Genomic DNA, 18,185 nt, shown 5'->3' with positions numbered 1-18,185 from the left:
CTGCTGACGCTCGAGGAGGAACAGGAGTACGCGCGGAAGTTCAAGCAGCACAACGACATCGAAGCCGCCGGGAAGCTGGTGCTCTCGCACCTGCGCCTGGTCGTTTCCGTCTCTCGCAAGTACCTCGGCTACGGCCTGCCCCATGGCGACCTCATCCAGGAAGGCAACATCGGCCTGATGAAGGCGGTGAAGCGCTTCGACCCGGACCAGGGCGTGCGGCTGGTGAGCTACGCCCTGCACTGGATCCGCGCGGAGATCCACGAGTACATCCTGAAGAACTGGCGCATGGTGAAGGTGGCGACCACCAAGGCCCAGCGCAAGCTGTTCTTCAACCTTCGTTCCATGAAGCAGGGCTTCAAGGACGAGGCCGACGCCCAGACCCACAGGGACACCCTGACCGACGACCAGATCGAGGTCATGGCCCGCGAGCTGAAGGTCAAGCGCGAGGAAGTGATCGAGATGGAAGCCCGGATGGCCGGCGGCGACGTGCTGCTCGATCCGGCGCCCGCCGACGACGGCGATGAAGCCTTCGGGCCGATCGCCTACCTGTCGGACGCCAGCCACGAGCCGACGGCCGTGATGGAGTCGCGCCAGCGCGACGTGATGGCCACCGACGGCATCGCGGCGGCGCTCGAGGGACTCGATCCGCGCAGCCGCCGCATCGTCGAGGAGCGCTGGCTCAAGGTCAACGACGACGGCTCGGGTGGCCTGACGCTGCACGAGCTGGCGAGCGAATACGGCGTCAGTGCCGAGCGCATCCGCCAGATCGAGTCGGCCGCGATGAAGAAGATGAAGAAGGCGCTGGCCGCCTACGCCTGACGCACCCGTCCGGTGCGCCGATGAGACACCAGGCCCGGGCGACCGGGCCTTTTGCTTGTCCGCCCTGCGAATGCGGTAACAATTCATGGATGAGGTTGTTCGCGGCATGCTGGCTCGGCGCGCTGCTGTGGTTGTTCGGCGTGACGGGCGCACTGGCCCAGCAGGCCGGCCCCACGGCCGCTGCGCCGCTCGACCCGATCGTCCTGTCGCCGGCCCAGCACCTGGTGCCGCTGTCGGGCCGCAGCCGCTCCTGGATCGATCCGACCGGATTTCGGACGGTGGACCAGGTCGAGGCGAGCGCGCCCGGTCTCAGCTGGGGTGTCCACCAGCGCGACCGCCGCTACGAGCTCGATGACAAGGCGCTGTGGGTGCAGTTCGACGCCCAGGTGCAAGGCGAGCGCCGCTTCTTCCTGCAGGTGACCTCCTCCCACGTGTCCAAGGCCCAGCTGTTCTACCGGGCGGCCGACGGCCGCTGGCACGAGCAGGTGGCGGGCAACAGCCAGAGCGTGTCCGAATGGCCGGTGCCGGGCCGCTATCCCACGTTCGAGCTGGCCGGCCCGGCGGAGCGGCCGGTGCGCTACTGGCTGCGCATCGAGCAGGAGCACGTCGACTTTTCCGCGCCGCTGCGCCTGTACGACTTCGCGAGCCTGCTGGCGGCGCGCGAGCAGAACCAGTTCGTGCTGGGTGCCTATTTCGGCCTGGCCGGCCTGATCGCCCTCGGCGCCCTCGCCAACGCGCTGGCTTTTCGCGATCGCAACTTCGCCGTGTTCGCCCTCTACGTGGGGGCGCTCGCGGCCGGCCAGCTGGCGGCGTTCGGCCTCGGCGAGCAGCACCTGTGGGACGGCGCCACCCGCTGGAACGAGGTCGCGATGTTCCTGCTGCCGGGAATCTCGTCGTCCGCCGGGATCTGGTTCGCCCGCAACGTCACCGAGCCGGCTCGCTTTTCGCGCGCCCTGGACCTGGCGGTCTGGAGCGTGATCGCCGCCCTGCTGTCCGCCGCCGCGCTCGACACCGTGCTGGGATCGCCCGCGTCCTTCCTGCTGCTGATGGTCCTGACGCTGGTCGGCATCGGGGTGATCGTCGGGCTGCTGGTGCTGGTGTGGACCCAGGGCGAGGATCCGCACATCGGCCTGATCGCGGCCGGCTTCGTCCCCATCCTGCTGATGGGCCTGCTGACGGTGCTGGCCGGGCTCGACATCCTGGCGCCCACGCCGCTCACGCGCGACGGCCTGGCGCTGGGCGCGGCCCTCGGGCTGCCGATCCTGTTCTACGCGCTGAGCCTGCGCACCAGCCACCGGCGCGAGGCGCAGCTGCGGGCGGCGGCGCTGACGCGCCACGACGTGCTGACGGGCATCGCGCACGAGGGCACGCTGCTGCAGCGCCTGGAAAGCGCCATCGACCGCGCCCGCGACCTGAAACAGCAGTGCGCGCTGGTCACCCTCGACATCGCCAACTTCGACGCGCTCAGCGCCGAATTCGGGCGCGAGACCGCCGACCGGGCGCTGGTGGTGGCGGCGTCGCTGCTGCGCCGCGCGGCGACCGACATCGACGTCGAAGCGCGGGTCGGCGAGCACCAGTTCGCGCTGCTGCTGGAGAGCCCGACGACGGCGGAGAACGCGGTGAACCGGGCCCAGGAACTGGTGGCGCGCGGCCTGCGATCCTCGAATGCGCTGCCGCCGATGGCCTCCATCAAGTTCCATGCCGCGGTGGCGCTGCTGCCGCACGAGCGGCTCGATGCCAAGGCATCGCTGCAGTGGCTCATGGACGCGCTGGAGGCGATGCCGGCCGACAGCCGCAAGGCGATCCGGCCGATGAACTTCTGAAGCGCGGCTTCAGGCGTCGCCGAGCAGCAGCTTCAGGTCGGACGCGAGCGCCTCGGGCCCCGTGCCGTAGCGCGTGTACAGCCGCAGCCGGCCGCGCGGATCGTAGACGTAGCTGGCCGCGGAGTGATCCATCGTGTAGCTGGTGGGCGTCTTGCCGTCCACCTTCTTGTAGTAGATCTTGAATTCCTTCGCCAGCTCGGGCAGCTGCGCCGGCGCCGGGCGCAGCGCCAGGAACGCGGGATCGAAATTGGCCATGTAGGCCTTGAGCACCTCGGGCGTGTCCCGCTCCGGATCGAGCGTGATGAACACCGCCTGCACCTTGGCGCCGTCCGGCCCGAGCAGCCGCTTGGCCTCGGCCACCTCCGACAGCGTGGTCGGGCACACGTCGGGGCACTGCGTGTAGCCGAAGAACAGCACCACGGCCCGGCCGCGGAAATCCTTCAGGCTGCGCGGCCGGCCGTCGAAGTCGACCAGCTGGAAGTCGCGCGCGTAGTCGGCGCCGGTGAGGTCCACCGCCTTGAACTGCGGCTTGTCCTGCGTGCAGCTCGCGATCAGGGCGCCGGCGGCGATGGCCGGCACGGTGCGCAGGAAGCTTCGACGGTCCATGTCAGAAAAGATAATGGTCCACCAGCAGGGCCGCAAACAGCAGGCTGAGGTGGATCAGCGAGAAGCGGAAGGTCATGCGCGCCAGCGTGTCGGAATAGCCGCGCCAGAGCCGGAAACCATACCAGCAGAAGCCCAGGCTGAGCGCGACCGCGCAGACGAGATAGAACCACGAGCTCATGCCGGAGGCGAACGGCATCAGGCAGGCGGCGAACAGCACCAGCGTGTACAGGAAGATCTGCAGCCGCGTGAACTCGTTGCCGTGCGTCACCGGCAGCATCGGCAGCCCCGACTTGCGGTAGTCCTCGACCCGGTACAGCGCCAGCGCCCAGAAGTGCGGCGGCGTCCACAGGAAGATGATCAGGAACAGGATCAGCGCCTGCGGACCGACATCGCCGGTCATGGCGGCCCAGCCCAACACCGGCGGCATCGCGCCCGAGGCGCCGCCGATCACGATGTTCTGCGGCGTCAGCGGCTTGAGCACCACGGTGTAGACCACGGCGTAGCCGACGAAGGTGGCGAAGGTCAGCCACATCGTGAGCGGATTGACCCACGCGTACAGCAGCCAGGAGCCGAGTGCGCACAGCAGCGCCGCGAAGACCAGTGTTTCCCAGTCGCCCATCTCGCCGCGCGCCGTGGGACGCCACGAGGTGCGGCGCATCTTGGCGTCGATGCTCTTCTCGACCAGGCAGTTGAAGACGGCGGCGGCCCCGGCGAGCAGCCAGATGCCGATGCCGGCGACGAAACCGACGCGCAGGTCGGCCAGGGTCGGGATGCCCGGCACGGCCAGGGCCATCCCGATCACGGCGCAGAAGACGATCAGCTGCACGACGCGCGGCTTGGTCAGCGCATGGAACTGGCGCAGGCGCGACGCCAGCGGGTGCTGCAGGGCCTCGGACTTCATCGTGCTCATGCCGAACGCTCCTGCGGCCGCAACGGCGCCGCGGCGCCCGCCGTGGCCCCGATCCGCCGCGTCTCGCCCAGGGCCCAGGTGAGCACCAGCACCAGCCCGGCGGCCCCGCCGGTGTGACCGACGGCCACCGCCAGCGGCCAGTCGAACAGCACGTTCGACACGCCGGTCGCCAGCTGCCAGAGCGCGAGCGCCGCCAACAGCAGGCCGTGGCGCCGCAGGGCCGGGGCGCCGAGCAGGCGCCAGGACAGGAGCGCCAGCACCGCCAGCACCAGGTACGCGAGCAGGCGGTGGGCGTAGTGAATGGCCGTCAGGGCGGCGAAGCCGATGTGCTCGCCGCCCGCGGTCAGGCCCAGCGGACGCCACAGTTCGAAGCCCTGCCGCCAGTCCATGGCGGGCCACCAGCTGCCCTGGCAGCGGGGAAAGTCGCTGCAGGCCAGCACCGCATAGTTGGTGCTGACCCAACCGCCGAGCGCCACCTGCAGCCACACCAGCAGCGTGGCGGCCAGCAGCAAGCCGCGCAGCCCCGGTGCGACGGCGGTCGGCGCGCGCCCCTGCTGCGCGTGCTCGTAGGCAACGGCCTGGCGGCACAGCAGCGCCAGCAGGGCGAGCCCCGCCAGCAGGTGCAGGGTGACGACGGCGGGGAACAGCTTCATGGTGACGGTCCAAGCCCCCAGCGCCCCTTGCAGCGACACCCAACCCAGGGTCGCGGTCGGCCACCATGGGCTGACGGCGGCGCCGCGCCGCCGCAGCACCCAGGTGCCCGCCGTGAGCGTGAGGATCAGCACGCCGACGCCGGTGGCGAGGTAGCGGTGGATCATCTCGATCCAGGCCTTGGCGTGCGTGACCGGTCCGGTCGGCATCGCCGCCTGGGCCTGCTCGATGTGCTCGTGGGCGCCGCTGGGGCTGGCATTGCCGTAGCAGCCCGGCCAGTCGGGGCAGCCCAGGCCCGAATCGGTGAGCCGGGTGAAGGCGCCGAACAGCACCAGGTCGAAGGTGAGGAACAGCACCGCCAGCGTGAGCAGCTGCAGCCGGCGCGCCGGCACCGCGCGCGGGTTGCGCAGCCACAGCCAGGACAGCGGGCCCAGCGCCACCACCACGCCCATCGACATGATGTGCAGCACCGGCGAGAGGTCGTACAGCGGCTGGCTCATGACGGATCGCGTCCCGGCCGGTCCCAGGCCGCGGCCGCGCGCAGCAGCCGTTCGAGGTCGCGCCTGGCCTTGGCGGCACCCGCCAGGTCGAGGTTGGCGGGGAAGCGCATCATCCAGTTGCCCAGGGGATCGACCAGGTACAGGTGATCGGCAAGGCGATGGCCGGGCGCCGGCGCCAGCCAGGCGGCGAGCTCGCGCTCGGGCACCTGCAGCACCGTGGCCTGCTTCAGCGCGGGCAGCAGTTCGGCGCGCACCGGCTGGCCGTCGGCCACCAGCCAGACCCAGTCCAGGCGCTCCTTTTCCTTGCCCAGCGCCTCGCGCAGCTGCCGCTGCAGGTACAGGTGCTGCTCGCATCCGGCGTCGCAGGCGCCGCCGGCCACGCTCACCAGCAGCCACTGGCCCTTGAGCGACGGCAGCGGCAGGGCCTGGCCCGCCAGTGTGGTGGCTGTCAGCGCCGGCAGCGGCCTGGGCGGCATCAGCTCGCCGAAACCGGCCTGCCCCTGCGGATGGAACACGTAATAGCTGAGGTACGACGCCACGATCGGCGCCGTGCAGACCGCCAGCACGAGGAACATCTTCAGCCGGCCGCTGCGCGTGCGCCGGCTGTCCGCGGCCAGCGCCTCCTGCGGCGCGGGCAGCGAATACACCGTGAGGCCGAGCGGCTCGTCAAGCAGGCGGGGCCTTCCGGCGGGGGGCGATGAACTGGAACCAGACATAGAGGATCGTGGTGAGCGCGGCGAGCGCCCACCACTGGAAGGCATAGCCGTAATTCTTCTCGGCACCGCTGGCGGGCTCGGGCCACTGGCGCTGCAACCCGTCCGAGGCGTCGTTGCCCGTCTGGCGCACGGCGAGGTCCAGCAGGGGCAGGCCCGTTTCGGCGCGGAAGCCGGTCAGGTCGAGATTTTGCCGGATCGCACCGGCCGGCGCCCTGCCGAGGTCATAGAGCCTGGCCGGGGGCGGGGCAACGCGTCCGTGCACGGCCACCACGCCGGCCGGCGTGGGCACCGTCGGCAACTGCTCGCGGTGCTCGAAATTGCGCGGCACCCAGCCGCGCTCGACCAGCACGGCGGCCCCGCCGCCGCCTTCCAGCAGCAGCGGCGTGACGACGTAGAAGCCCTGCCGCCCCTGCATCTGCCGGTTGTCGAGAAAGACCGTGCGCTGAGGCACCCAGCGGCCCCGAACGACGACCGGCCGGTGCAGCAGCGCGCCCTCGCCGGCGGCCAGGAGCGCCGCGTTGCCGACCGCAGGCAGCCGCTCGCGCGCCGCCATCGCCTGGTGCAGCGCGACTTTCTGGCGACCGCGGTCGAGCTGCCACGCGCCGAGCGCGAGCCCGGCGCCGGCGACCACCAGCGCGGCCAGGGTGATCAGCCAGAAGCGGGGACGCGATCGGGTGCTCACAGGATAATCGGCGCCATGAAATACCTCGTGCTGCTCGCCTTCGTTGCCATCATCGGCAGCCTGGGTTCGGCGCTGTTCTTCATGATGCGCGACGGGCGGGACGGCCGGCCCAAAACCAGCAACATGGCCCGGGCGCTGGCTTTCCGGGTGGGATTTTCCATCCTGCTGTTCCTGGGCATCCTGCTGGCCTGGAAGCTGGGCTACATCCAGCCCACCGGCATTCCCGCAGGCGCCTAGCGGCGGCGGCCGGGGCCGGAAAAGAAAAAGCGCCTCGCGGCGCTTTTCTTTGCTGGGGGCCGCGCCGGCTCACAGCCAGTACACGAGGGTGTACAGGCCCAGCCACACGACGTCCACGAAGTGCCAGTACCAGGCGGCGCCCTCGAAGCCGAAGTGGCGCTCGGCGGTGAAGTGGCCCTTCATCAGGCGCAGCGTGATGAACAGCAGCATCAGCATGCCGACGATCACGTGGAAGCCGTGGAAGCCGGTCAGCATGAAGAAGGTCGAACCGTACGCGCCAGAGGTCAGCTTCAGGTTCAGTTCGGTGTACGCGTGGAAGTATTCGTAGCCCTGTACCGCGACGAAGGTCGCGCCGAGCAGCACCGTGATCCACATGAACAGGATCGTGCGGCTGCGATGGTTCTCGCGCAGCGCGTGGTGGGCGATGGTCAGCGTGACGCCCGACGACAGCAGCAGCGCCGTGTTGATGGTGGGCAGCCAGAACGGCGTCATCACCTGGAACGGCTCGATGATCCCGCCGGGCGAAGCCGTGGTGCCGGGCGCGATCGTCGGCCAGACACCCTTGAAGTCGGGCCACAGCAGCGCGTTGTCGACGCCGCCCAGCGCCGGCACCGAGTGCGAGCGCATCCACCACAGCGCGGTGAAGAAGGCGCCGAAGAACATCACCTCCGAGAAGATGAACCAGCTCATGCTCCAGCGATAGGAGATGTCCACCTTGCGGCCGTACGCGCCGCGCTCGCTTTCGCCGATGGCGTCGCCGAACCAGTGGAACAGCACCCAGGCCACCCACAGGAAGCCGAACAGGAGGGCGTACTTGCCCCAGTCGTTGCCGTTGATCCACTGGGCGGCGCCCAGGATCACCCAGAACAGGCCGAAGGCCGTGAACACCGGATGCCGTGACGGCTCCGGCACGAAATAGTGAGGCGTGGTGCCCGGTGCGCTGCTACTCATCTCAACTCCTGATTCCCAAACTTGTCTCTTTGATTCTCAACCGACCACCCAGTGGACCAGCGCCACCAGCGCGCCGACGAACAGCCCGAGCGCGACCAGCGCGACCACGATGATATGCACCGGGTTCAGGCTGGACATGTCCTCGTGCGAGGCCCGGTTCTGACGGATCCCCAGGAACGACCACAACACCGCCTTGACGCTGCGCCACAGCGTGTTGCCGCGCGGCCGGTCCATCGGGCCGTGGGCCATCATGTCGGCGACCCCGCCGCGCCCGGCGCGGCGGCGCTCGGCCCGCCGGTGCCGCCGACCTCGAAGAAGGTGTAGGACAGCGTGATCGTCTTCACGTCCTTGGACAGCTTCGGATCGATCACGAACGCCACCGGCCACTGCCTGGACTCGCCCGGCTCCAGCGTGTGCTGCGTGAAGCAGAAGCACTGGACCTTGTTGAAGTGGGCCCCGGCCTGGGTCGGCGCATAGCTCGGGATGGCCTGGGCCACCATGCGCCGGTTCTGCACGTTGCGGAACTCGTACATCACCGTCGTGAGCTCGCCCGGGTGGACCTGCACCGAGCGCTGCGCCGGCCTGAACTCCCACGGCCCGCGCGCATTGGCGTCGAACTCCACCGTGATGGTGCGGCTCGTGTCCACCTGCGTGTTCACCACCGCGCCGCCGGTGCCTGCCGCGCCCGGCACCTGGCGCTCGGCCAGCGACAGGATGTTGATCCCGGTCACCTCGCAGATGCTCTTGTACAGCGGGATCAGCGCGTACCCGAACACGAACATGCCGGCCGCCACGACGGCCAGCTTGCCCAGCATCTTCAGGTTGTCGGCGCGCGGGCTCATGGTGGCGCTCAGTGGGCGAACAGCACGAACTTGGCCATGAAGCCGAGGAAGAACGCCGCCGCGATCGACGCCAGGATCAGCGCCAGCCGCACGTTCTTCTTCCTTTGCTCGTGATCCGTCATGGCCGTCTGCATCAGTGCGAGCGGCCGGACAGCTGCGGATTCAGCAGCCGGTTGCCGCTGCCGTCCAGCACCGGGGGCGTCTCGAACGTGTGGAACGGGGCCGGCGACGGCACTTCCCACTCCAGGCCCTCGGCGCCCTTGCCGTCGGGATCGTTCCAGGGGCGCTGCGGGGCCGGTTCGCCCTTGCCGCGCATCATCGGCAGCACCACGAAGAAGAAGAAGAACACCTGCGCGAAGCCGAAGCCGAAGGCGCCGATGGTGGCGACGGCGTTGAAGTCCGCGAACTGGGCCGGATAGTCGGCGTAGCGGCGCGGCATGCCGGCCAGGCCCAGGAAGTGCATCACGAAGAACGCGACGTTGAAGCTGATCATCGACCACCAGAAGTGGATCTGCCCCATGCGCTCGTTGTACATCACGCCGGTCCACTTCGGCGCCCAGTAGTAGAAGCCGGAGAACATGGCGAACAGCGAGCCGGCCACCAGCACGTAGTGGAAGTGCGCCACCACGTAGTAGGTGTCCTGCAGCACCAGATCGATCGGCGCCACCGCCAGGATCAGGCCGGTGAAGCCGCCGATCGTGAACACGAAGATGAAGCCGACGGCGAACAGCATCGGCGTCTCGAAGGTCATCGAGCCTTCCCACATCGTCGCGATCCAGTTGAAGATCTTCACCGACGTCGGCACCGCGATCAGCATCGTCGCGTACATGAAGAACAGCTGCCCGGTCACCGGCATGCCGGTGGTGAACATGTGGTGCGCCCAGACGATGAACGACAGGATGGCGATCGAGCTGGTGGCGTACACCATGGAGGCGTAGCCGAACAGGCGCTTGCGGGCGAACGCGGGCACGACCTGGCTGATGATGCCGAAGGCCGGCAGGATCATGATGTAGACCTCGGGGTGGCCGAAGAACCAGAAGATGTGCTGGTACATCACCGGGTCGCCGCCGCCGGCGGGGTTGAAGAAGGTCGTGCCGAAGTGGCGGTCGGTCAGCGTCATCGTGATGGCGCCGGCGAGCACCGGCATCACGGCGATCAGCAGGTAGGCGGTGATCAGCCAGGTCCAGGCGAACATCGGCATCTTCATCAGCGTCATGCCGGGCGCGCGCATGTTCAGGATGGTGACGATGATGTTGATCGAGCCCATGATCGACGAGGCGCCCATGATGTGCATCGCGAAGATGCCGGCGTCCATCGACGGGCCCATCTGCAGCGTCAGCGGCGCGTAGAGCGTCCAGCCGGCCGCCGGTGCGCCGCCGGGCATGAAGAACGAACCCACCAGCATCAGCGCGGCCGGGATCAGCAGCCAGAAGCTGAAGTTGTTCAGGCGAGCGAACGCCATGTCGGGCGCGCCGATCTGCAGCGGGATCATCCAGTTCGCGAAGCCGACGAAGGCCGGCATGATGGCGCCGAACACCATGATCAGCCCGTGCATGGTCGTGAACTGGTTGAACAGCTCGGGATTGACCAGCTGCAGGCCGGGCTGGAACAGCTCGGCGCGGATCATCAGCGCCAGCAGCCCGCCGATCATCAGCATGGTGAACGAGAACAGCAGGTACAGCGTCCCGATGTCCTTGTGGTTGGTGGCGAAGACCCATCGCCGCCAGCCGGCCGGCGCGTGGTGGTGGTCGTCGTGGGCGTGGTGCCCGGGATGGTCGAGGACGGCGCTCATCGGGAATTCCTTGTCTGCGGGGGCGAAACGGCCGGCTTACTTGGCGCGCTGCGCCAGCACTTCGCTGGGCTGCACGATCTGGCCGGTCTTGTTGGACCAGTTGTTCTTGGTGTAGCTGATCACCGCCGCGAGGTCGGTGTCGGACAGCTGCTTCCACGCGGGCATGGCGGCGCGGCCATGGAGCACCACCTGGATCTGCTTGGTCTTGTCGGCGTCCTGCACGATCGGCGAGCCGTCCAGCGGCTTGATCGGGCCGGCGCCCTTGCCGTTGGGCTGGTGGCAGGCCGCGCAGTTGGCCGCGTAGACCTTCTCGCCGCGCTTGGCGAGCTCGTCGAGCACCCAGATCTTGTTCGGATCGTCGGCCTTGGCCGCCATCTTCTTCTTCTCGCCGTCGACCCAGGCGGTGTAGTCCTGCTGCGACAGCACCTTGACGTGGATCGGCATGTAGGCGTGCTCCTTGCCGCACAGCTCGTAGCACTGGCCGTAGAAGTCGCCGGTCTTCTCGCTGCGGAACCAGGTGTCGCGCACGAAGCCGGGAATCGCATCCTGCTTGACGCCGAAGGCCGGCACGCCCCAGGCGTGGATCACGTCGTTGGCCGTGGTGATGACGCGGATCTTCTTGTTGACCGGCACCACCAGCGGGTTGTCGACCTTGAGCAGGTAGTTGTCGGGCACCTGGCCGGCCGCGCCGTCGTTGGACATCTGGCGGTGGGCGGTGTCGAGCGTGGACAGGAACGAGACGCCCTCGCCTTCGCCCTTCAGGTAGTCATAGCCCCACTTCCACTGGTAGCCGGTGGCCTTGATGGTGAGGTCGGCATTGCTGGTGTCCTTCTGCGCGACCACCACCTTGGTGGCCGGCAGCGCCATGCCGATCACGATCAGGAACGGGATGACGGTCCAGATCACCTCCACGGTGACCGATTCGTGGAAGTTGGCCGGCTTGTGGCCGAGCGAGCGGCGGTGCTTCCAGATCGAATAGAACATCACGCCGAACACCAGCACGAAGATCACGATGCACGTGATCAGCATGAACCAGTGCAGCCACGACTGCTCGACCGCCACGCGGGTGGCGGCGTCGTGCAGGTTCAGCTGGCGCACCGCCGGGCCGCCCGGCAGGTCGTTGTTGGCCGCATGGGCCGCGGCCGCGCCAAACGCGCCCAGCGGGAGCAGCAGCGAAGCCAGGGTGTCCGAAATGCTCTTCATGGTTCTCACTCGTTCTACCTTCACTCAATCCCCGCCGCTGTCTCCGCGCGGCTGTCCGGCGCCTTCGCGCAATGCCCTTCTGATCTCCTGCGCCAGCACCGGCCGCAGCTCGGGGCGCACGAATCGGCCCACATTCACCCGCCGCCCCTGCCCCGACAGCTCGATCAACGACCGGTCGGCGACGCTGGGCTCCACCCGCACGCGCTCGCGGTCGAACTCGGCGCGCTGCCGGTGGCCGGCCGACTCCAGTTCGACCACCAGCTGCCGGCCGCGCAGCTGGATCGTCTCGCCGTCCGCGGCGTGCCGCGCATAGGCGAGAAAAGCGACGCCGAGCGCGGCCAGTTCCAGCCAGGCGAACGGCAGCACGAGCACCGCCCCCAGCACCCAGAACAGCATCGCGATCCCAAGCGACAGGGCGCAGAGCGAGGCATACAGCCATCCCAGCTGGGCCGGCGTCACGGAGCAGTTGCGCCGCAGAAGCCAGGAAATGCTCTGGCCCTGCACGGTGGCGAAACGAAAGACCGGGGTCGGCAAGGTGTCGCTTGAAAAATGAACGGCGGATTGTAGCGCTCCGTATCGGGAGCGCCGTTACCGCAATTCCTACCGCCGGGCAAGGTGCTTTCCGGGAATTCCTTGTTTCAGGTCAGTCTCGGCCCTTGCGCCAGATCAACTCAACCGGGATTCGACCGCCCCGGCCGCAGCATCGCGCGCATCTCCTGGAGCGACACCGCGCTCTCGCCGGCCACCTTGATCCGCGGCTGCGGCTTCACGGCGTGGCCGTAGATGATCTCGAAGGTCAGCGCGAGCCGACCCTCGCCGTTGGTCAAGGCGGCGGCCAGCTCGCTGTCCAGGCGCGCGCGCCAGCCCCGACCGCGCAGCGACCCGAACCGGCCCGGATGCAGGTTGGCCCCGAGTTCGCGCAGTTCCTGCAGCAGGCGCGGCGCCGTCTCCCAGGTGAGCGTGATGTGCTCCATGTCCATGACCGGGTCGGCGAAGCCGGCGTGGGCCAGCATGTCGCCCCAGTCGTGCATGTCGGTGAACTCGTGGGCCGGGGCCGGCCATCCCAAGGCGCGGTACAGCGCCCGCAGCTCGCGCAGCGTGTCGGGGCCCAGGCAGGAGAACATCAGGAAGCCGTCCGGGGCCAGCGCCCGGTGCCAGGCGGCCAGCAGGCCTTCCGGCTCCGCCGACAGGTGCAGGGCCATGTTGGCCCACAGCATCTGCGCGGTGCCGTCCGGCACGGGCGCATGACGCGGCATCGGGCCCGACCAGCGCCGCCACCAGGGCTTGGCCAGCAGTTGCTGCGCTGCCTGCGCGTGCGCCGGATTGGTCTCGTGGACGATGCACTGGGCCTGCGGATAGCGCCGCTCCACCAGCGCATGCGCCTCCAGGCCGCCGCGCACCGGCGCCCAGTCGGCCCAGACCTTGGGTTCGAGCCGGATCCACTGCAGGCGGTCCTCCATGCGCCGGCCGACCTCCTCGTGCAACCAGGGCGACGTGGCGGGCGCGACGCGGTGCCAGTGGCGGGCGGCGACGGGATCGATGGTGGGTGGGCGTGGATTGGCCATGGCGCAGCCGGCCAGTATATTGAGCCCATGCTGCGCCACTTGGTCGAAGGGGTTGCGGACCGCCTGCCGGGCCAGTGCGCGGTCTGCCGGGCCTGGCCGGCGCAACCGGTGTGCGAGGGCTGCGTCGCGCGCTTCGCGCAGCCCCAGCCGCGCTGTGGCCGCTGCGCCCTGCCGCTGCCTTCGGGCACCGCCGAGTGCGGCCGCTGCCTGCGCGAGCCGCCGCCGCTGGACGCCTGCCTGGCGGCGGTCAACTACGACTATCCCTGGTCGGGCCTGATCACCCAGTTCAAGTTCAACGGGGAGCCTGGCTGGGCCCGCACCTTCGCCCTGCTGATGCGCAGCGCGCCCTGGGTGGAGCCGGCGCTGGACCGGGCGGCGCTGGTGCTGCCGATGCCGCTGTCGGCGCCGCGCCTGGCCGAGCGCGGCTTCAACCAGGCACTGCTGCTGGCGCGCGCCTTGGCGCCGGCCAAGGCGCGCGCCGACCTGCTGCTGCGCACGCGGCACACCCGGGCGCAGACGGCGCTCGACCGGCGCGACCGCGCGGCCAACGTGAAGGGCGCCTTCGCGGTCGAGCCGGCGCTGGCGGCGCAGCTGCGTGGCGCGCGGCTCGTCCTGGTGGACGACGTGATGACGAGCGGCGCTTCGATCTTCAGTGCCGCGGCCGCCCTGCGGCGGGCCGGCGCGGCGCACATCACCGCGGTGGTGATCGCGCGCACCGAACTGCCGGCGTGACCCCGCGGCCCGACAATGGCGCGATGTTCCACATCGTCCTCGTGCAGCCGGAGATCCCGCCCAACACCGGCAACGTGATCCGGCTGGCCGCCAACACCGGGTGCACGCTGCACCTGATCGAGCCGCTCGGCTTTTCGATGGAGGACCGGCTGATGCGCCGCGCCGGGCTCGACTACCACGAGTACGCCGAGGTGCAGCGGCATGCCGGCTGGGACGCGTTTTTGGCCCGCGCGCAGCCCGATCCGCAGCGCATGTTCGCGCTCACGACGCGCGGCCAGCGGCTGGTGCACGAGGCCGCGTTCCGCCCGGGCGACTGGCTGGTGTTCGGTTCGGAGACGGCGGGCTTGGCGCCCGCGCTGCGCGACTCGTTTGCCCCCGGGCAGCGGCTGCGCCTGCCGATGCGTCCCGGTCAACGCAGCCTGAATCTCTCGAACGCCGTGGCCGTCACGGTTTTCGAGGCCTGGCGCCAGAACGGATTTGCCTGAGGCCTAGGGATAGCGCCGGCTCAGCGACTCGGCGACGCACACCGGGCGGTCGCCGCCTTCACGCTCGATCGTCACCTGCCACGTCATCTGCATGCCGTCGTTCTCGATCGGCTTGCACTCCAGCAGCTTCATGCGGCCCCGCAGCCGGCTGCCCACCGGCACCGGCGCCGTGAAGCGCACCTTGTTGAGGCCGTAGTTCACGCCCATGCGGGCGTTCTCGATCCGGAACGAGCTCTCGAAGAACTTCGGGATCAGCGACAGGGTGAGAAAGCCGTGCGCGATCGGCGCTCCGAACGGCCCCGCCTTCGCCTTCTCCACGTCGACGTGGATCCACTGGTGGTCGCCGGTCGCCTGCGCGAACAGGTTGATCTGCTCCTGCGTGATCGTGAGCCAGTCGCTCACGGCGACTTCCTGGCCCACGAACGCGGGCAGCTCGGCGAGGTTCTGGAAGGTCTTCATCGCGCCAATGTAGCAAGGACCCGCGCCGTTCAATTGTCGAGCCAGCGACAGATGCCCTCCCATTGCGCCAGGTCCCGCTCCACCCGGCCCGGCGCGACGTCGAAGACTGTCAGGCCGCGCGCGGCGAGGTGGATGTAGTTCTGCGTGTGGCGCACGAAGCCGAGCACCGGCAACCCGAGGCTGTCGACGAACTCGTGCAGCTTGTCGGCCGCGATGGTGCGCTCGTCGACCCGCATGCCGACGATGCCGACCTGCAGGCGCCCGGCCTTGCGGTGCGCCGCGAGGTCGTCCAGGAAGGCACGGGTGGCGAACATGTCGAACACGCTCGGCTGCAGCGGCACCACCACCTTGTCGGCCAGCTGCATGACCTGGTTGAACATCGGGCCGTGCAGGCCGGCCGGCGTATCGAGCACGACGTGGGTGGTGCCCCGCGGCGGCCTGACGATCCTGTCTTCGCCGACGTCCCAGGTGCTGATCGGGCGCGCGGCGGCCGGCCGCAGCCCCAGCCAGAGGCGGGACGATTGCTGGCGGTCGGCATCGCCCAGCATCACGGACCGGCCGCGGCTGGCGAGATAGCCGGCCATCTGCGTCGCCAGCGTCGACTTGCCGACGCCACCCTTGGGATTCGCAACGACCACGATCGGCATGGCAGACTCCTTCCAGAGGTTGCACGCTCCCACCGGGAGCGCGGCCGGTCCCAATGGTACCCCTATGGTTGAGTTGACGACAGCGGCGGCCAAGCCTGCCATCCTGGTGCTGGCTGCCCACCCCAACTGGCGCGAGTCGCGCGTGAACCGGCAGCTGCTGGCCGGCGCGCGACGCTCGCCGGGGGTGGCCGTGCGCGATCTCTACGGCCTGTATCCCGATTACGACCTCGACGTCCCGGCCGAGCAGGCGGCGCTGGCCGCCGCGCAACTGGTGGTCCTGCTCCACCCGATCCAGTGGTACTCGATGCCCGCGCTGCAGAAACTCTGGCTGGACGAAGTGCTGACCTATGGCTGGGCCTACGGCAGCGGCGGCCGGGCCCTGCGCGGCAAGGACCTGTGGCTGGTGGCCAGCACCGGCGGCGCCGAGCCGTCGTACCACCCGCAGGGCTACAACCGCTACTTCTTCGATGCGTTCCTGCCGCCGTACGAGCAGACCGCCGCCCTGTGCGGCATGCGCTTCCTGCCGCCGCTGGTGCTGCACGGGGCGCGCACCGTCGGCGATTCGGCGCTGGCGGCGCACGCCGCCATCTTCCAGGAACGCCTGGCCACGTATCCGCGCTGGCCGGAGCTGGACGGCCTGCCGCCGTGCCCCGGCTGCGAAGTGCCGGTCGCCGACCGTCCCGCGCCTGCGGCCCGGAGCCGGGAGCACGCCTAGTGGAACACGCGCCCGGCTGGCTCACCGGCAGCCTCGTCTACCTGGCCGCGGCGGTGCTCGCCGTGCCGCTGGCGCGCGCGCTGGGCCTCGGTTCCATCATCGGCTACCTGGCCGCCGGCATCGTGATCGGTCCCTGGGGCTTCGGGTTCGTGCGCAACGTGCAGGACATCCTGCATTTCGCCGAGCTGGGCATCGTGCTGATGCTGTTCCTGGTGGGGCTGGAGCTCGAGCCGCGCCGGCTCTGGAGCCTGCGCCGATCGATCTTCGGCTGGGGCAGCGCCCAGGTGCTCGGCTGCGCGGCGCTGCTGTTCCTCGCGGCGACCCTGCTGGCGGGGCAGCCATGGCGTGTCGGCCTGGTGGCGGCGCTGGGCTTGGCGCTGTCGTCCACGGCCATCGCGCTGCAGGTCATGGGCGAGCGCAACCTGCTGTCCACTTCCAGCGGACAGGCCGGGTTCTCCATCCTGCTGTTCCAGGACGTCGCGGCGATCCCGATCCTGGCGCTGTTGCCGCTGCTCGGCGGCGCCGGCGACGCGGGACGCTCGCCCGACGGCGCCGGATGGCTGGAGGCGGCGCGGATCGTGGCCGTGGTGCTGGCGGTGGTGATCGGCGGCCGGCTGCTGCTGCGCCCGCTGTTGCGCTGGATCGCCCGCAGCCGGACCCCCGAGATCTTCACCGCCGCCGCGCTGCTGCTGGTGGTCGCGACCGCCGCGTCGATGCAGTTCGTGGGCCTGTCGATGGCGCTCGGCGCGTTCCTGGCGGGCGTGCTGCTGGCCGACAGCGAATACCGCCAGGAGCTGGAAACCGACATCGAGCCGTTCAAGGGATTGCTGCTGGGCCTGTTCTTCATCGCCGTCGGCATGAGCATCGACTTCGGCGTGCTGCTCGCGTCGCCGGGGCTGATGGCGCTGCTGGTCGCCGGCTTTCTGGCGCTCAAGGCGCTGGCGATCTACGCGCTCGCCCGCTGGATCGAGCTGCCGGCGCAGGAACGGCCGGTCTTCGTGCTGCTGCTCGCCCAGGGCGGCGAGTTCGCATTCGTGGTCTTCCAGGCGGCCACCGGAGCCCGGGTGCTGGCGCCGCAGGCCGCGTCGCTGCTGATCGGGGCGGTGGCCGTCTCCATGCTGCTCGGCCCGTTGCTGCTGGTGTTGGCCGATCGCTGGCTGGTTCCGCGCGCGGGCCCGCGGCGCCCTGCCCCGCCCGAGCTCAGCGAGCCGCAGCACGCGCCGGTGATCATCGCAGGCTTCGGCCGCTACGGCCAGATCGTGGGCCGCATGCTGGCGGCGCAAGGCATCCAGTCCACGGTGCTCGACCACGACGCCGACATGATCGCCACCGCCCGCGCCTTCGGCTACAAGGTGTTCTACGGCGACGCGACGCGGCTGGACCTGCTGCGCACGGCCGGCGCGGCCAGCGCCAGGGTGCTGCTGGTGGCGGTGGACGACGTCGAGCAGTCGCTGCGCATCGTCGACCTCGCGCGCCGGCACTTCCCGCAGCTGGAGCTGGTTGCCCGCGCCCGCGACGTGACGCACTGGAACGAACTGCGCGACCGCGGGGTGACGCGGGTCGAGCGCGAGGTGTTCGAGTCCAGCCTGCGCAGCGGCCGCACCGTGCTGGAGGTGCTGGGGATCGCGCCGTTCGAGGCGCGGACCCTGGCCGTGCGCTTTCGCCGCGCCAACCTGCAGCTGTTCGAGGACATGTACCCGCACCACAAGGACCGCGCCAAGGTGATTGCGGTGACCAAGCAGGCGCGCCGGCAGCTGCAGGAGCAGCTGGCGCAGGAGCGTGCCGCGAGCGAAGCCAGGCAGCGTGAAGAGGAGCGGCGGCGCGGCGCCGCTTCGTGAGCCGGGCCGGCC

22 protein-coding genes are annotated in these 18,185 nt (G+C 69.7%); 7 read left to right on the top strand and 15 right to left on the bottom strand.

Going from position 1 to position 18,185, the window contains the following annotated elements; all coding sequences use genetic code 11:
• Both rpoH and VNT59_RS05475 read left to right on the top strand, forming a co-directional pair.
• A partial coding sequence (gene rpoH / locus VNT59_RS05480; RefSeq protein ID WP_325497312.1) for an RNA polymerase sigma factor RpoH occupies positions 1 to 819 on the top strand: 819 nt, incomplete at its 5' end.
• Between the two features lie 89 nt (positions 820 to 908).
• Positions 909 to 2,642, top strand: coding sequence for a sensor domain-containing diguanylate cyclase (locus VNT59_RS05475; protein WP_325497311.1), 1,734 nt, complete (start codon positions 909 to 911; stop codon positions 2,640 to 2,642).
• Between the two features lie 9 nt (positions 2,643 to 2,651).
• Here the strand turns inward: VNT59_RS05475 and VNT59_RS05470 are convergent, their stop codons facing one another.
• Genes VNT59_RS05470 through VNT59_RS05450 form a run of 5 tightly spaced genes read right to left on the bottom strand, consistent with a single transcriptional unit; the run spans position 2,652 to position 6,707 of the window.
• Positions 2,652 to 3,248, bottom strand: a complete 597-nt coding sequence (locus tag VNT59_RS05470) for an SCO family protein (RefSeq protein WP_325497310.1) — start codon at positions 3,246 to 3,248, stop codon at positions 2,652 to 2,654.
• Between the two features lies 1 nt (position 3,249).
• The gene (cyoE, locus tag VNT59_RS05465) at positions 3,250 to 4,158 is read right to left on the bottom strand and encodes a heme o synthase (RefSeq protein ID WP_325497309.1); all 909 of its coding nucleotides are present in this window, start codon (positions 4,156 to 4,158) and stop codon (positions 3,250 to 3,252) included.
• Positions 4,155 to 5,309: a COX15/CtaA family protein gene (locus tag VNT59_RS05460; RefSeq protein WP_325497308.1), complete on the bottom strand. Its 1,155-nt coding sequence runs from the start codon at positions 5,307 to 5,309 to the stop codon at positions 4,155 to 4,157. The genes cyoE and VNT59_RS05460 overlap by 4 nt, the downstream gene beginning before the upstream one ends.
• Positions 5,306 to 6,025, bottom strand: a complete 720-nt coding sequence (locus tag VNT59_RS05455; RefSeq protein ID WP_325497307.1) for a hypothetical protein — start codon at positions 6,023 to 6,025, stop codon at positions 5,306 to 5,308. The genes VNT59_RS05460 and VNT59_RS05455 overlap by 4 nt, the downstream gene beginning before the upstream one ends.
• On the bottom strand, positions 5,976 to 6,707 hold the full coding sequence (locus VNT59_RS05450) for an SURF1 family protein (RefSeq protein WP_325497306.1): 732 nt from the start codon (positions 6,705 to 6,707) through the stop codon (positions 5,976 to 5,978). The genes VNT59_RS05455 and VNT59_RS05450 overlap by 50 nt, the downstream gene beginning before the upstream one ends.
• Positions 6,708 to 6,722: 15 nt before the next feature.
• On the opposite strand from VNT59_RS05450, the gene VNT59_RS05445 reads away from it, so the two are divergent.
• Positions 6,723 to 6,944 (top strand): twin transmembrane helix small protein, encoded by a 222-nt coding sequence (locus VNT59_RS05445; protein WP_325497305.1) that lies wholly within the window; start codon positions 6,723 to 6,725, stop codon positions 6,942 to 6,944.
• Positions 6,945 to 7,013: 69 nt separating this feature from the next.
• Here the strand turns inward: VNT59_RS05445 and VNT59_RS05440 are convergent, their stop codons facing one another.
• The 8 genes from VNT59_RS05440 to VNT59_RS05405 all read right to left on the bottom strand — a co-directional run bounded on the left by VNT59_RS05440 (position 7,014) and on the right by VNT59_RS05405 (position 13,297).
• On the bottom strand, positions 7,014 to 7,895 hold the full coding sequence (locus VNT59_RS05440) for a cytochrome c oxidase subunit 3 (RefSeq protein WP_325497304.1): 882 nt from the start codon (positions 7,893 to 7,895) through the stop codon (positions 7,014 to 7,016).
• A gap of 36 nt (positions 7,896 to 7,931) precedes the next feature.
• Complete coding sequence (locus VNT59_RS05435; RefSeq protein ID WP_325497303.1) at positions 7,932 to 8,147, bottom strand: DUF2970 domain-containing protein; 216 nt, start codon at positions 8,145 to 8,147, stop codon at positions 7,932 to 7,934.
• A complete protein-coding gene (locus tag VNT59_RS05430) occupies positions 8,144 to 8,737 on the bottom strand; it encodes a cytochrome c oxidase assembly protein (RefSeq protein WP_325497302.1) in 594 nt (197 codons plus the stop codon). Before VNT59_RS05430 ends, VNT59_RS05435 begins: the two co-directional genes overlap by 4 nt.
• Before the next feature lie 8 nt (positions 8,738 to 8,745).
• Positions 8,746 to 8,859 carry a cytochrome oxidase small assembly protein gene (locus VNT59_RS05425; RefSeq protein ID WP_325497301.1) on the bottom strand — a complete coding sequence of 38 codons (114 nt, stop codon included), beginning with the start codon at positions 8,857 to 8,859 and terminating at the stop codon, positions 8,746 to 8,748.
• 11 nt (positions 8,860 to 8,870) lie between these two features.
• The gene (ctaD, locus tag VNT59_RS05420; protein WP_325497300.1) at positions 8,871 to 10,529 is read right to left on the bottom strand and encodes a cytochrome c oxidase subunit I; all 1,659 of its coding nucleotides are present in this window, start codon (positions 10,527 to 10,529) and stop codon (positions 8,871 to 8,873) included.
• Positions 10,530 to 10,565: 36 nt separating this feature from the next.
• Positions 10,566 to 11,732, bottom strand: a complete 1,167-nt coding sequence (gene coxB / locus VNT59_RS05415; protein ID WP_325497299.1) for a cytochrome c oxidase subunit II — start codon at positions 11,730 to 11,732, stop codon at positions 10,566 to 10,568.
• Between the two features lie 24 nt (positions 11,733 to 11,756).
• Positions 11,757 to 12,266 carry a DUF2244 domain-containing protein gene (locus VNT59_RS05410; protein ID WP_325497298.1) on the bottom strand — a complete coding sequence of 170 codons (510 nt, stop codon included), beginning with the start codon at positions 12,264 to 12,266 and terminating at the stop codon, positions 11,757 to 11,759.
• Positions 12,267 to 12,403: 137 nt separating this feature from the next.
• On the bottom strand, positions 12,404 to 13,297 hold the full coding sequence (locus VNT59_RS05405) for a methyltransferase domain-containing protein (RefSeq protein ID WP_325497297.1): 894 nt from the start codon (positions 13,295 to 13,297) through the stop codon (positions 12,404 to 12,406).
• Positions 13,298 to 13,324: 27 nt separating this feature from the next.
• Here VNT59_RS05405 and VNT59_RS05400 point away from each other — a divergent pair, with 27 nt between their 5' ends.
• Together VNT59_RS05400 and VNT59_RS05395 are read left to right on the top strand one after the other, a co-directional pair.
• Positions 13,325 to 14,029 carry a phosphoribosyltransferase family protein gene (locus VNT59_RS05400; protein ID WP_325497296.1) on the top strand — a complete coding sequence of 235 codons (705 nt, stop codon included), beginning with the start codon at positions 13,325 to 13,327 and terminating at the stop codon, positions 14,027 to 14,029.
• Between the two features lie 23 nt (positions 14,030 to 14,052).
• Complete coding sequence (locus VNT59_RS05395) at positions 14,053 to 14,514, top strand: tRNA (cytidine(34)-2'-O)-methyltransferase (RefSeq protein WP_325497295.1); 462 nt, start codon at positions 14,053 to 14,055, stop codon at positions 14,512 to 14,514.
• Between the two features lie 3 nt (positions 14,515 to 14,517).
• Here the strand turns inward: VNT59_RS05395 and VNT59_RS05390 are convergent, their stop codons facing one another.
• Both VNT59_RS05390 and VNT59_RS05385 read right to left on the bottom strand, forming a co-directional pair.
• Positions 14,518 to 14,973 (bottom strand): MaoC family dehydratase, encoded by a 456-nt coding sequence (locus VNT59_RS05390; protein ID WP_325497294.1) that lies wholly within the window; start codon positions 14,971 to 14,973, stop codon positions 14,518 to 14,520.
• Positions 14,974 to 15,002: 29 nt separating this feature from the next.
• Entirely contained in the window at positions 15,003 to 15,620 is a 618-nt protein-coding gene (locus VNT59_RS05385; protein ID WP_325497293.1) for a ParA family protein, read from the bottom strand.
• 64 nt (positions 15,621 to 15,684) lie between these two features.
• On the opposite strand from VNT59_RS05385, the gene VNT59_RS05380 reads away from it, so the two are divergent.
• Both VNT59_RS05380 and kefC read left to right on the top strand, forming a co-directional pair.
• A complete protein-coding gene (locus VNT59_RS05380; RefSeq protein ID WP_325497292.1) occupies positions 15,685 to 16,335 on the top strand; it encodes an NAD(P)H-dependent oxidoreductase in 651 nt (216 codons plus the stop codon).
• Positions 16,335 to 18,173, top strand: coding sequence for a glutathione-regulated potassium-efflux system protein KefC (kefC, locus tag VNT59_RS05375; RefSeq protein WP_325497291.1), 1,839 nt, complete (start codon positions 16,335 to 16,337; stop codon positions 18,171 to 18,173). Before VNT59_RS05380 ends, kefC begins: the two co-directional genes overlap by 1 nt.
• Positions 18,174 to 18,185 lie beyond the last annotated feature (12 nt).

It is taken from the genome of Ramlibacter sp., from assembly GCF_035554825.1.
Taxonomy (GTDB): domain Bacteria; phylum Pseudomonadota; class Gammaproteobacteria; order Burkholderiales; family Burkholderiaceae_C; genus Ramlibacter.
The sequence above is the reverse complement of the archived record's forward strand: the minus strand, read 5'-3'. Positions and strand labels throughout refer to the sequence as shown.